The organism is Methylobacter marinus A45, from assembly GCF_000383855.1.
GTDB lineage: Bacteria > Pseudomonadota > Gammaproteobacteria > Methylococcales > Methylomonadaceae > Methylobacter > Methylobacter marinus.
Window position 1 is genome coordinate 4247421 of record NZ_KB912877.1, and the last position, 13854, is coordinate 4261274.

10 protein-coding genes are annotated in these 13854 nt (G+C 59.0%); all 10 read right to left on the reverse strand.

Annotation, left to right across the window (positions count from 1 at the left end; all coding sequences use genetic code 11):
- Positions 1-10: 10 nt before the first annotated feature.
- From METMA_RS0119970 to METMA_RS0120015, 10 genes are read right to left on the reverse strand one after another with little or no spacing between them, the layout of a single operon-like run.
- Positions 11-3745, reverse strand: coding sequence for a hypothetical protein (locus METMA_RS0119970; protein ID WP_020160888.1), 3735 nt, complete (start codon positions 3743-3745; stop codon positions 11-13).
- Positions 3742-7464 carry a baseplate J/gp47 family protein gene (locus METMA_RS0119975; protein WP_020160889.1) on the reverse strand — a complete coding sequence of 1241 codons (3723 nt, stop codon included), beginning with the start codon at positions 7462-7464 and terminating at the stop codon, positions 3742-3744. The genes METMA_RS0119970 and METMA_RS0119975 overlap by 4 nt, the downstream gene beginning before the upstream one ends.
- A 2-nt stretch (positions 7465-7466) precedes the next feature.
- On the reverse strand, positions 7467-7910 hold the full coding sequence (locus METMA_RS0119980) for a GPW/gp25 family protein (protein ID WP_020160890.1): 444 nt from the start codon (positions 7908-7910) through the stop codon (positions 7467-7469).
- A gap of 1 nt (position 7911) precedes the next feature.
- Positions 7912-8181 carry a PAAR domain-containing protein gene (locus METMA_RS0119985; protein WP_020160891.1) on the reverse strand — a complete coding sequence of 90 codons (270 nt, stop codon included), beginning with the start codon at positions 8179-8181 and terminating at the stop codon, positions 7912-7914.
- Positions 8182-8196: 15 nt separating this feature from the next.
- Positions 8197-9960, reverse strand: coding sequence for a type VI secretion system tip protein VgrG (vgrG, locus tag METMA_RS0119990; RefSeq protein WP_027147493.1), 1764 nt, complete (start codon positions 9958-9960; stop codon positions 8197-8199).
- Positions 9961-9979: 19 nt separating this feature from the next.
- A complete protein-coding gene (locus METMA_RS0119995) occupies positions 9980-10663 on the reverse strand; it encodes a CIS tube protein (protein ID WP_020160893.1) in 684 nt (227 codons plus the stop codon).
- The gene (locus METMA_RS0120000; protein ID WP_020160894.1) at positions 10663-10842 is read right to left on the reverse strand and encodes a DUF5908 family protein; all 180 of its coding nucleotides are present in this window, start codon (positions 10840-10842) and stop codon (positions 10663-10665) included. Before METMA_RS0120000 ends, METMA_RS0119995 begins: the two co-directional genes overlap by 1 nt.
- 36 nt (positions 10843-10878) lie before the next feature.
- Positions 10879-11316 (reverse strand): phage tail protein, encoded by a 438-nt coding sequence (locus METMA_RS0120005; protein WP_020160895.1) that lies wholly within the window; start codon positions 11314-11316, stop codon positions 10879-10881.
- A 13-nt stretch (positions 11317-11329) separates the two neighbouring features.
- Positions 11330-11767, reverse strand: coding sequence for a phage tail protein (locus METMA_RS0120010; protein WP_020160896.1), 438 nt, complete (start codon positions 11765-11767; stop codon positions 11330-11332).
- A 51-nt stretch (positions 11768-11818) separates the two neighbouring features.
- Positions 11819-13822 carry a phage tail sheath C-terminal domain-containing protein gene (locus METMA_RS0120015; protein ID WP_027147495.1) on the reverse strand — a complete coding sequence of 668 codons (2004 nt, stop codon included), beginning with the start codon at positions 13820-13822 and terminating at the stop codon, positions 11819-11821.
- Between the last annotated feature and the right edge of the window lie 32 nt (positions 13823-13854).

The following is a 13854-nucleotide window of genomic DNA, read 5'->3' on the forward strand; positions in this document are numbered from 1 at the left end:
GTCAGAAGTTTCAGAGGGTTTGGGCCGGCTGGCGGGCGTGAAGCGAACCCAGCGCGGTGCTGCCGAGGCGCACCGGGTTTTGATCGCTGCCGTCGTCGCAATCGTGCAGGGTCGCATCCGGATAAACGTTGCGCAGTCCGGCCAGCAGGTTGACGACCTGCCACAGGCGGAACGACACTTCCCGATAACCGGCATAGCGCTCATCCAGCAGCGTCTGTATGGCCGCGGCCGTGCCGGTTCTGAACGTGGCGTCGGCACAGAAGGCCGGCGCCTGGGCGTCGCCTTCTTCACGCAGGCTGATGGTGATCGGCTGGAAATCGGTGAGGTCGCCGAAATCGCGGCCTTGCTGAACGTTGCCGCTCATCCACTGGTAAAAGGCCGTGCCGTATGCGCTCAGAATGCCGGCGCTGCACCGGCACAGATCCGCGGCCGAAGCGCTCAGCAGATTGGCTGACAGGATGGCGTGCAGCTGTTCCGGCAGGCGTTCTTCGGTCCAGTCGATTCTGGCGTTGGCTTCCAGCCACTGGCGCCAGGCATTTTCAAAGCGCTCGAACTGCCAGCCGGTGAGCGCGATGGGCTGAAAATAATCCAGCATCAGCGCGGCAATCTGCTGCCAGAGCGCCTCGTCAATCACGATCGCGCAATCCAGGCCATTGGCGTCCAGGGTGTCGAACAGCGTCTGCAATTCGGCTTTCAGTTCATCCGGCTGGAAATTGCGCAGGATTTTGTCCTGATACCACAGCCTGAAGGCATCGCTGAAGCGCTGGTAAAGCGCCGTCGCGCAGCCGCAGGCCTGTTCTTCGTCTGCGCTGGCCGAGGCCGCGCTCAGCAGCTCCGCCACGTTGCCGACGATCGGATCGCAAGGATCGGCCGTGAAACCGTCGTTGCCGACCCAGCAGATCTTCGCGAGCAGATGGGCGGGCGTTTCCCGGCGGATGGTGCGGTCGGCGAAACCGCGCAGGTCCATATTGTCGTTGTGAGGCGCCGTCCAGCCGGGCATGACCCAGGTCAGGCGGAACGAATAGGGGTCTTCGTCGCCGCAGGTCCCGCAGCCGCCGCTGACGCAGGCCGGGTAGAGCGCATCGCCCGGGAACTTGGGCCGCAGCAGCAGATGTTCGACGACGATGGCGCGCTCGTTGGCGCTCCAGCCGAGCAGTTCGGTCTTGAGCGCTTCGGCTTCGCTTTCGCTTGCCAGCGGATCCGACTGGCCCAGCGGGTTGTCGTCGGCATCCTTCAGCTTGAGCAGATAGCCGGCCGCTTCGGGCGCAATGTCGTATGCCGCCGGATTGCTCATGGCCGCGAGCAGCTCCTGCCAGGCCTGGCGTTTGGCGTCTTCGTCGTCGCCGGCGTCGACGACCAGGCTGCCGGCAAACCAGCTGTGCTGCTGGGCGTCGACCAGCTGGTAGGTTATCGTATAAAGGCTGCCGGCCGGCTCGCCGGCATCCATGCTGAACACCAGGTCGGGAAAGCCCAGCAGCAGGCTGACGCGTTTCTTGATGCCGGCCGGGTTGTCCTGCGAGACCGGCAGGGTGTAGTTGAAGGCCTTGCCGCGATCATGGCTGATGCCGGGATAGGCGGTCAGGAAGGCCAGCTTGTCCTTGATCAGGTGATCCTGCGCGGCCTGGCCTTGCGAGCGGGACAGCAGCAGCGCGTATTCGCCAAATTGCTCGCCGAAACGGGCCATCAGATGATCGAGGAAGCGGTTGCGCCGCTCGTGGAATTCCGGCTTGGTTTCCGTCATCGCTTCCAGCTCGGCGGTACCTAGACCGTCGGTCAACTCGTCATAGCCCTTGATGACGGATTCGCTGAATGTCTTGAAGAAATACGTGCGGTCCGTCGCCGGGTCGAGAGAGAACAGGTCGGCGGTATGGGCGATCTGCGCCAGGGCGTTGGCGATGAACTGCTCGAAGACCAGCAGGTAAGCCTTGAGCTGCCGGGCCTGCGCCTTGCGCTGGCCGGATGCGTGAGACGGCAGGCCTTCCGGGCCGATGCCGTAAGTCAGCGGAAAACCGTATTGCAGCGGAAAACAGGCTTCGGGATCGCGGAATGTGCCTTCGGGGATGGGCAGGTCGTTGAGCGTGTTTTTGATTTTCGGCCGCTCCATCTCGCCGCGCAACTGTATCAGGGTGTCGTAAGCCTCGTCTTGTCTGGGCGCGAACGGCAGGCCGTTTTTGAAAAACAGGAACCGCGACAGCTCCCTGTGGAAACGGGGCTGATGCAGGGGGCTGATATACAGCAGCCAGGCCGCGCTGATTTTATCGCTGTCGAATACCGGGCTGCCGTCGCTGGCCCAGCCTGGATCGGCGGCGCCTTTGACGACATTGCCTTCGGCGTCGTATTTGCTGAGCAGCAGGTTATTGACGGCAATGACGCCGTCAATGTCCATCAGGCTGTTGATGAGGTCGGAGACGCGTAAAACGGTTTTCAAACCAGAGGCTTCTAGGTCCGCCTTTTTGATAAAGCCGTTGCTCAACTCGGGGCCGTTGAAAATGTCTTCCACGGGCGTGCCGTCGGCCAGCAGTTCCTGCAGGGAGTAAAAGGGCACGGGCGGATTGAAATAGCGTTCGACAGCCAGCCAGATCTCGGCTTGTATCCGTTCGATATCGGCATCGGGCTTGGTTTCGACATCGGCGCAGACGCTCACATCCTCAATATCGACGAGCCGGATGCGGCAATAATCCTCGTCCAGGTTCCGGTGCTTTTGCAAGGCGTCCCTGGCGGCGCCGACGGCCGCTTGCGTTCCGATCAGCTTGTTGCGGTAGCGCTGAATGAAGCCTGTTGGCGTTGTGTCTTCGAACAAGGCCTTGATGCCGGCGGCCGTTGCCTGATTTTTGGCGGCGACGTCGCCGAAAACGCGCAGCGCGGCAGGGCCGATGCTGATTTTTTCGCCGCCCGGCAAAAGTTCCAGCTCGAAGCGCACGTACCAGACCTGGCGCCAATGATCGCGCAGGTATTTATCGCGCCCGGCGTCATCCAGCAATGGGTCTGTCAACACGTCGTAGGTTTTGGTGGCGCCGATGCTCACCTTGACGGTGAACGAAGCGCCATTCAGGCCCGAGAAGGCGTCGCCGCTGTCGATGAACAGCTGTCCCTGTCCGGGGTTTGCCAGTTGCCAGTCCGGGAAACGCATTTCCATCGCTGTCGGGTGCGGATCGCCCTCGGCGTCGAAAACGCTGTAGGCATGCCTGATCTTGCGGTCGTTCAGGTCGCCCAGTTCGGGGTCCGCTTCCAGTTCCAGCAAGACCTCGTACAGACCTTGCGGCTCGACTCGTTTGGGATGCAGCGCTGCGTCGGGTTTCTGATAGGAAAGCTGCAGTTGATCGTTCTGGCACCAGGCGTAATAGCTGAAGCCGCAGGCGCAATCCTTGCAGAACACCCAGGCATTGCGTACGGGCTCAAGGTCGATCAGCAGGCGGCGGAAATCGTCCGGCGTCAGCGGATTGACCGTCAGGATGTCGCGCGCGGTGAAAAAGGCCTGATCCGGGAAGGGCGTTTTGGCGTCTGCAAGCGGCGAGGCGGGCGTCAGCAGGTCGGTGATAGACCAGCCGCTGCGGTAGGCCAGATCGGTAATGGCGTAACACAGGTTTTCGAGAATAGTGATGCCGGGGTCGTGAGTGTTGTAGTCCGTCCATAAACGGCTGCCCATCTGTTCGATAAAGCCGATGCCTTCGCGCCGGAGACGGTAGTAATCCTCGGCGGCTTTCAGTTCGGGCTGTTTGGGCAGGCTATCGGGTATCTTGTTCATACGGATTCACACGGACAGGTGCTGTCGGCCGTTGTTTGCTGGGCGGGATTAATGACTTCGATCGCGTGATGCCTGGCTGAAACCAGTATGGATACCGCTTTCGAGCCTTCTATTTCAGTCACGTCCTGATCGACGACCTCGATTTTCTGGCCGTTGCCGTCGAGCTTTGTGTAGGTATGGGACAGTCTGAAATCGGTGACGTAATCCACATACGGCTGTTCTTCCACAAAGTTGATCAGCACGGATTGATAAACCTTGCCGCCGAACGTCGGGCTGCCGCCGCCCGGGAAAGCCCAGGGCGAGAGGAAGCGGGTGATGGCTTCGTCGAGCTTGGCGGCATGGAACGTTTCGTCGAAGCCGGTGTGGAAGCGCACCTTGAACTGCGCGCCGACTTCCTCGAACAGCGGATTTTTGACATGCAGTTTGACGAAGCAGGAAAGACGCGGCTGCAGGAATGCCTTGATGGCCTCCAGCAGTCCCAGGCTGGTATAGGGCCGCAGCGGATCGCGCAGGTTATGGAATTGCTGGTTCGGCACGGTGACGATAGTGACGTGTCCCGGCGCCAGCTCCTGGTAGATGCCGCCGTCTTCATCGGGTTCGTAATGCGTATGGTTCAGGCATTTGGCCTGGTAAATCTGCGGAAAGGCTTCCAGCAGCAGATGTTCGTAGTCCCAAAGCGCGATGGCCCGGTCTTTGTGCCGCAGATGCTCGCTGACTCGGGTATAAAAGGCGTCGGGCTGCTCGGCGCCTTTGCCGCCGAACCCTGGAAACGGCTGGCTGACGCTTTTGACGGCGGCGTGGGGCGTGTCCAGTTTGCTGATGGTGCCTGCCGGCAGGGTTTGGGCGGCAAAGGCCGGATCGTTGCCGTTGTCTTTGAAGGTGGCGCTCAGGCCCTGCGCCGCGACCATCTGCAGGCGGCATACCGCATCGCTTTCCGCGGCGACGGCGGCCCTGATCCAATGTTGCCCGGCCGGCAGCAGGGTATTGGCTGATGAAGCGTCATCCGGCACCGAGAAAGTGATGATGCCGGAATTCAAAAGTCCGGACGTGCCGTCCTGTACAGTGTTTTCGGGAAAGCCGACCCATTCGTTGTCGCGCAGATAACTCCAGTGGATATGCGGCTGCGGTTTGACCGATACCGGATCGGCCGTGCCGTCGGCCACCTGGAAGAACAGCGCCAGATTCTGCGGCGGCCGCAGGTCGGCGATGCCGATATAGCATTCGGCCTCATGCTGGACGGGGTGATTGGCCGGCAGTTTTTTATCGAAGCCGTTGCCGCCGGCGCTGTTCAGATGCCTGAACTGCGGCAGTAAATAGAGAGACGGATCGGGGGCGCCGCTCGTCAGAAACGGGTGCTGCTCGGCGTGGCCGAACGGGGCCAGATGAAAGAAACGGCCCGGTCGCGCGTCGAAATCGGTTTGCTGGCCGCTGCCGGTCAGCAGGGTTTGCGTCGCCGTGTAGTCCAGCGTCAGTTCGGTAATGAACGGGCCGGCAGGCGGGACGGGTTTGGGATTGGGGGTGACTTGATTGATGACATTGTCTATGTAAGTGGCCAGGGCCTGTTCATACAAGCTCTGGCCAAAATCGCCGGAGAGTTTCAGGCGCACATAGCCATGCCGGGACGCCGTGTTGAACATCGCCTGTTCCGACAGATCAGGTTTGTCCACATACGGTTTTACCTCGCTGGCAACGCCGCTCAGCAGTTCAAATTCGGTTTCGTCGATATCAAAAGACAGCGTTTCCACGGCTGACCATTGGCCGTTCTGCAAAAAGTCCACGCCGATTTTGATCGTGGCGCCGGGGTAGGGAGCAGGCGCGGTTTGCCAGTCTATGTTTAGCGTGCAGGATGACAGTTGCTTCTGGAAGCCTTCCCTGGAGCCGATCACCAGGCTGCTGTGAGTCGCGGGCGATGCGCCGAACGGCTGAAACGGCTTGGACGTGTCGACCGGGCCGAAGTCGTTGGCAACCGCCAGGGTTTTCAGGCCGATGACCTCGACGTCCAGATCGATTTTTTGCACACGGACGGATTCAAGTCCGGCATAAAGAAAATCGCTGTTTTCGTTGTGTGTCAGTTTCAGCAGCAGCACCGGCAGATCGGTCCCGAAACCGTAGCCATGCGTTTTGGCCGAATAAGGCACGACGGACGGATCGGCGCCGCCCAGGCGGACTGTCAGCAGCAACTGGCCGTTGGCAGGCGAGGCGAATTTGGTTACTTCGGCCTGAAACCAGCCTTTTTCGCTGCTGACGAAACAGGCGACGTCCGCTTTATGATCGGTGTCCAGGGTGCCGGCCGGGTCGATGGCGAAGCGCAGCGTGATGGTCCTCACGCCTTCGGCCAGCATTAAGTGGTGCGAAGCCACGGCAAAGCCGATTTCGGCTCCGGGCATTCTGATTTCGGCCAGTTCGCCCTGGCTGTACAGCTTGTTAAAGAAGGGCTGCCAGGACTGATCGGCGGATGTGAGCTTTGCGCCCAGGCCGTCGTCTGAATTGGCGACCGGCGAGGCGAACAGGCGGCCGCTCTGGTAGGGCAGACTGTCATGCTGGGCGTTGGCATGCCGATAGACGGTTTTCAGCGCGGTGATTTTGCCCCGGTTGGCGACAAACGTCCGGTCATTGGCATAGAAGACATCGATGCCCGAATCGTCCTTGCCCGCTTTAAACAGCGCGTCTGCGGCTATTTCGTGGCTATCCGCCTGTCTGGCCAGTTCCACCAGAAGATGGACATGGCCGGGTTCGGCCGGTTTTTCCTTCAGGCGCAGGATCTGCCGGTAATAAAAATCCAGATGGCGCGCCGTCAGGGTATTGGTTTCCGCGCGGACATAGTCGAATAACCGCAGAAAGGCCAGGAACAGGGCGTAGTGCGGTTCGTGATCGTCGCGGCCGGTCAGGGTCTGCTGCAAGGCCTGTCTGGCCTCCGCGACCGTGCGGACATAGACTTTCAGGAACTGGTCAAAGACGGACTTGAAGAGATTGTGCGTGGCGATGTGATTGATGCGTTCAAAAACGCCGGCGCCGCTGCCGTAAACCGAACTGTCCGGGACAATGCTCGACAGGTAGGCGTTCCAGTCGGAGTCGGAGGTCGTTATCCAGTCTGCGGAAAACTCATAGTGGTAAATGCCGGTGAAATCCGTTGTCGGCGCGCCTAACAGAACCATGTCGGGGTGGGCGCCTGCAAAATCGGTATCGGACTTGGGAAAGGCTTCGTGGTAGGCGATCAGCCTTTTCAACTCCGGCGCCAGCTGGTTTCGGATCAGGTTGCGCAAGGTGTGCTTCAGCGGGATTTCGGGCGCCAGCTCTTCCTTCAACTGTTCCAGTTGTCTGGCGAGCGTGCCGATTATGCTGAACAGATAGCCCAGGCGTTGTTTCAGTTCGGTTTCCTTGTCAGGCGCGTCGTTGCCGAGATTGTTCAAAAAGTCGAAAGAGGCCTTGACGCTGCTTTTGTAATAATCGATGTCCTGTACCGCGGCAATCGCCAGTTGCACCGAGGCATCGCGGCTGAAAAAGGGCGCCCAGTCGCCGGTCGCGACGTTATTGAGGTCATAAAACTTCAAATGTCCGGCATAGGCTTTTGCAAACACCAGCGCATGTTCGAGCTTTCTTTCATCGCTCGGCGCGTAAGCGGGATTCAAGGGCGCGGGAAAGCGCTGATCCTGGCGAGTGCCTTCGTGGACCAGTTTCAAGGGATCGGTGTTTTGCTTGCAGTTGCCTGAATTCGCCATGATTAAACGCCCTCAGGCAAAAGGTTGACGGTTGTAGCGAGGTTAATGTCGGTGCCCTCCAGTTTGTAGTAGGGGTAGACGAAGTTGAATCTCGAATTGGTGGCTTTCACCCGGTAAACGATGTCTATCAGCACCACGCCTTCCCGCTCCCGGCTGTCATTGAGCTGCACTTTTTCCAAGTGGATGCGCGGTTCGTGATACAAGATGGCCGATGCGATCTTGTCGGCCATCAGCGTTTTCATGCGCGTATCCAGATTCTCAAACAACAATTCGTCCAGATTGCAGCCGTACTGCGGCAGCATGATCCGCTCGCCCGGTCTCGTGCCGAGCAGTACTTCCAGACTGGAGGCGATATCGGATTCCTGCTCCAGCATCTCGACCCGGGCGCTGCCGGCATCGAAGGAGGGAGGGAAGGACCAGCCGCGGCCGAGAAAGGGACGATCCATATCAGCCACCGATTAACACAGTCAATGCGCCGGGCGGCAGGATTGCGCCGCCGCCGGCGGTCAGGTCGCCGATTCTGGCCGCCGGCAGGCCGTTGATCTGAACGGTTGCCGAACCTTTGATGACGGCATCGGCTCCGCAGTTGTCGCCCAGGCGCGCCGCCGGAAGTCCGCCGATGAACACAGTGGCCGCTCCGGGCGGCAGGATCGGCATGGGAACGCCGGAGGTCGCGGTGCTGGTAATCAGGTCGGTTACGCGTGCTGCAGGGGGCATTTTGATGGCTCCGGGTCAGTTGATTTGAACGATGCCGCCCTGGATGACCGTGGTGGCACTGCCTTTCAGGGTGGTGCTGGCGCCCGAAATTTCGGCGCTGCCGCTGCCTGATGCCTTGAAGGCGGTCTGGGCTTTCAGTTCGGTGTTCATGCCTTCGATCTTTATATCCTTGGCGGCTTTCAGGATCAGGTCTTTGGTGCTTTCGATTTTGATGCCGCTGTCGTCGAGGGTGATTTTGTTGCCGTTCTGGTCTTCCAGGGTGATGCCCTTGTCTTCTTCGGACAGCCGCATCCGGTTGCCGCCGGGCGTTTCCAGCGTGACGATCTTTTTTTCGTCATCAAAGGTGAATGTCAACTTTTCACGGCTGACATAGCCTTTCCGGTGATTGTCATCCTTGGCCGGTTCCGGCGCGGGCTTGGCGCTGCTGTGGCACATGCCCAGAATGACCGGGTAGCGGGGATCATCGCTGAGAAAGCCGACGATCACTTCATCGCCGATTTCAGGGCGGAAAAACGTGCCGCGTTCCTTGCCGGCGTCCAGCGTCGCGACGCGCGCCCAGACGCCTTCCTCGGCGGTGCTGATCAGGGGCAGCCTCACCTTGATGCGGTCTTCGCCTTCGGGGTCTTCCAGCACGGTCACGATGCCGGTCTGCAGACCGCTGACGGCCGGCAGCAGTCCCGCGGCCGGCAAGGGACGCAGGTTGTAGGTTTCGGCGAACGGTTCGGTGCTCAGGCCCAGCTGGACATCGGTTTCCCAATTGCCCTTGGCGAAGCTGTGGCGGACGCCGGATACATACAGTTCGCCTTCGAAGCGTTCGCCGATCCCGCTCACCTGAATGATCCTGTCCGGCAGGGCGCCGGCGAAGCCCTGGAATTTCGCCCTTCCCCGCACTTTGGCCAGACGCTCTCTCAGCAGCCGGCCGTCGGCCCAGGCCTGTAATTCGGGCTGGCTCAGTTTGCCCCCGTGCCTGATGGTTTGAGGGTCACCGCCGATCACATCGGCGAGGCCGGCATATTCGAGATTGCCGCCGCCGGTGATGGCGGGTTCTTTCGCTTCCGCGGTCAGCAGTTCCTGATCGCTTGCGTTCCAGCTCTGGGCGGTGATGCCCTTGCTTTGCCAGCGGGCGTCGATTTCGGCGTCGAGTTCCAGCAGTGTGGAACCGTATTGAACGGTAAGTATGGAGGATTCGGAAGCGGCGGGCGGCGCCACGGTAATCCTGCCGTCCTCAACCTTGACGATCAGGCCGTTGGCTTCGGCGCGGCATAGCAGGAAATCCCAGTCGCTGGCATCGTACTGCACCACTTCTTTCAGCGCCGCCGGTGTGGCGGCGATGTCTTTCTGCAAGCCGTAACGGCCGATAAGGTCTTCCATGATGTCGCTGTCCTTCCGGTCGGCATAATAGCGGCTGTGAACGCCGTGGGTCATTTTTACCGCTTCATCGCGGCATTCCACGATCAGCTGCGCGCCGTTCTTGCGGATTTTGATGCTGTGCCTGACGATGATGCCTTTAAAGACCGGCTCGTTCTGCGAGCGGTAGCCGAGCTGGATTTCAATTTTCCTGCCCGGAATGAAATGGTCGGTGTTGCTGGCCTTGAACGTCGCCTTGGCGGCTTCGCCATCCTGTAAATGAAGGGTGGCGGTGGGAATCCTGTTCAATTCCCGGCTCACGTAAATCGACAGCACATGGAATTCGCCGGAGATCTGCGCGCCGTCGATGAGTATGGCATGGGTGCAGACGTCGGGTGTTGCCGGGGTAGGGATGGTCGATTCGTTGTTCATGGCCATTCAGCGGTCTTGGTTAACGCAGCGGTGGAAACACCAGGTCGGTTCCCGGGACCAGATGCCGAAAATTACCGAGGCCATTGGCTTTCGCCACCTGGAGATAATATTTCGGATCGCCGTAAATCCGCTGGCACATCAGCGGCAGGGTGTCGCCGGCCTTGACCTTGCGCACGTGGGTCAGATCGGGTGAGCTTTTGTCCTCCTGCAGGGCGCGTTTTTTCTCTTCAATGCTGCCTTTGAACCTGACCTTGGCAACGGCGCGTATCGGCTGGCCGTTGGGGTTGAACAGCTTGTAGTTGATGCTGAGTTCGACAGCCCGGCCTTTGAAAATCAGATTCCCCCAGACCAGCTTCAGGTGATAAGGCTCGTGGGATGACCCCTGATAGCCCGTCAGCATCTGCCGGAAATGATTGACATCATCGAATACGCCGTCGGGATTGGGCTTGCCGTCGATGATGCCGGTATTGTCGAACAGGAACTCGAAGGAGAGTTCTTCCGGCATGGTATATTCGAATTTCGCCTGCGCCGAGCTGGTGCCCTGGCCCTGTCCGTCCGACGTTTTGACCTTGTAGTCCAGCGTGTAGGTTTCCGGGTTGATCAGGGCTTCGAATTTGTCTTTGGCTTCCGGCTGACCGCCGTTTTCGGCGTCTTCGGACGTTTCGAAAGCCAGGATGAGCATCTTTTCCAGTTTGCCAGTCATCAGCGTTCCTGTTTGTTTTGCAATATTTGCAGCACCTGCTCGACGCACTCCGCGACGATGGCTTCCCTGACTTCATCGTTGTCGGCGCCGATCGCGTTTTTGCCGGCGCCGGCCGGTTTTGCGCCGGGCGACGTATCGACCGAGACGTGGATGTGCAGCTCTTTTATCTCAATGGGCATTGTCCGTTACCGGTTTGTCGATCATGGCGCCGCTCTCTACTGAATGGTGAAATAGCGGTAAGTCAATTCCAGCGTTTCAATGACGATTGCGCTTTCGTTGGCGTTCAGGTCGCTGACCAGCCATTTTTTCGGCACGGCGTGGGAGATTTTCCAGGTCCTGAGCGGTTCGCTTTTCTCGTTCATCAAAATCACGTTGATATCCGCCGGCTTGAAGGTGCGGTCGCGAAAGGCGTCGAGAAACCACTTCAGCACGGCCGAGTCCGTCAGCATGCCGCGCTTCAGCACCAGGTCGGCGTATTTGGTGCGGACCGGCAGCTTGTGCTCAAAGCGGTTTTCTCCGCCTTCCTTGAAGGTTTCATAGTCGTATTCCACCGACAGCCCCGACACCGACTGAAAACGCACGTCGTTCTTGTCCTGGCTGATGCCGAATTCGACTTTGTAATAAAAACCCAGCGGCGGATAGTAATCAATCATCGGCCGGATTCCGTCAGACTTTCATCAGTTTCAGGCCTTCGTGCGCCACTTCAATGCTTTCCACGGCGATTTCGTTGGCATCCGATTTGAGATCGGGCGCGGTCACCTTGACCGGAAAGCAGCGGGTGGCCGACCACGCGGCGACCGGCACGTGCTTTTCGTTGAGCAGGCGGATGATCAGGTCGCGGCGGCCGTTGACGCGCTCGTTGGCGACGTCTTCCAGCCAGGTGTTATAGTCGAAGTCGCCTTCGAATTTACCGCGTTTCAAGGTGATATTGCTGTTCTTGACCATGCCCGGCATGCTGATTTTGTTGAAGTCTTTGCTGTCGCTGTGCCGGTATTCGATTTTTTCCCTTTCCATGACCAGGCCGGTCACTTCGGTGAAGCTCATTTTTGCGCCGCCCCAGTCGACCTGAAAATGAAATCGGGGAATCGGATATTCTTGTGCCATGATGGTTATCCTTGTTATTTAATGAAAGAATGGATCGTTCCGGTGCATTGCTCAGGATTCCGCCATTTTGTGCGAAAACTTGAGGATGATGAATTCGGCGGGACGCACGACGGCCATGCCGATTTCGATGATCATGCGGCCTTCGAGGATGTCCAGGGCCGTCATGGTCTTGCCCAGGCCAACGGCGACGTAAAACGCGTGTTCCGGCTTGATGCCCTGCAATGCGCCCTGGCGCCAGAGCACGGTCAGGAAATTCTCGATCATGGCCTGCACGCGCACCCAGGTGTTGGCGTCGTTCGGTTCGAACACGAATGGCTCGGTCGCTTTCTTGATCGATTCTTCGGCAAAGTTGAAAAAGCGCCGGACGCTGACGTAGCGCCATTCATTGTCGTTGCCGGCCAGGGTGCGCGCGCCCCAGACCAACGTGCCCTTGCCGGTGAACGCGCGGATGATATTGATGGATTTACCGGCGTTGGCGTCGACGTTATAGGATTCCTGTTCGTATTGTGAAATTTTCACCGCCGGGCCGACCACCGCGTTCAGGCTGATATTGGCGGGCGCTTTCCAGACGCCGCGATCCCGGTCTGTCGCGGCATATATACCGGCAATCGCGCCCGACGGCGGCAGCACATTGAGGGCGTCGGCGGCTTTCGTCACCAGATCCTTGTACAAGCCGAACGCCGTCAGCAGCGCGTCGTTCAGGGTCTTTTCGTAATTGCTTTGCGTGGCTTCCAGGAAGCGGAAAAAGGCAATGGCTTCGTTGGCGGCGGCCAGTGCCGGTACTACGGCTACCTTGCCTCGCTCGTTGGCTGTTGTGGCGGCAACGTATGCGTCGTTCACTTCGGTCGGAGGAGCGGGGGGAGGCGTCAGCAGTGTGGCTCCGTCGGTAAACCCCAGAAATCCGGCCACGTCATCCAGATCCGCGCCCGACTTTACCAGTTCAATTATGTCGGCGGCGTCCAGGCTAGTTAAGAATTTATGGTGGTTCGCCAGCGTTTCGAGCGCGGTTTTCATATTGGAACCGGCGATATATTTCTCGATATCCTCTTTCAGCTTGAAGCGGTTATTGGCCGCAACCGGCGCCGCGTCGTAGCGCAGTTTTATTTCCTTGACAATGCCGACCATGTAGTCCGTTATCGGCTGCAATACCGCTTGTATCTGCGCCGCCGTCGCATTTGAAGCCGCCGCGTTAAAGGCATCGAGCAGTCCCTTTAAACGGTCATCCAGGGTTTTGTCCGCGCCGCCGGAAAGGGTGTTTTTCTTGGTCAGCGCCTCATTGACAAAATTTTCCACATTGATCAGGTCCGCAATCAGACTCTGAAGCTCCGCATCGGCTGTCAGGCTGCTCAACTGGACAGGCGTTCCCACACCGTCCCGCTGCAGCTTGACATTGCGGCGCAGGAGCGTGCGCGGCAAGTTTGCCCTGATCCACGGGCCATAGGCTGCGCCGTATTTCAGGTGGTTTATGCCGATCTTTTCCCTGAATTCGGCCACGGAACTCTCGAATGCGTTACTGTCAACCGCCCTGGTCAGATCGCAGAGGGTTACGCGGTCCATCAGCTTATTGCAGTGCGCCAGGGCTTTTTTCTGGAATTCATAAGGTCCGCTCGTGTCCGAGACAACGTCCGGCGAAAGGATGATGGTCGGCTCGTCTTCCTGCTCCAGCAGGTCGATAGCCGCTTCGATGGCGGCAGAGGACAGGCTGTCCGAGTAAGAGCCGACCGAAACAATGTAGCAGTTGCCGCCGCCATTGGCGTAAAACAGGCGCAGGCTGTCGTACAGATAATGCTTTGCCGTGGCTTCGGCCCGCACAAACTGGTTGTTGGTATCCAGCAGCAGGGTGACGTCCTGAGAAGGCGCGCCGCCGAAAAGCAGTTCATATTCGGCAATGGATTCGATTTTCGTCGGCTTGTTGACCAGGGATTCGCCGCTGAGATCTGCCTTTTCGGTATAGCCGATAAACGCCGGAATTGCCGTTTCCACAGGTGCGATGGAAGGCGGAAACTGGGGGATTTCTTCGATGTAAACGCCGGGGGTTTTGTACATTGTTGCCATGCTTTTCACCTTGGTATTTTGACAATGAGGAT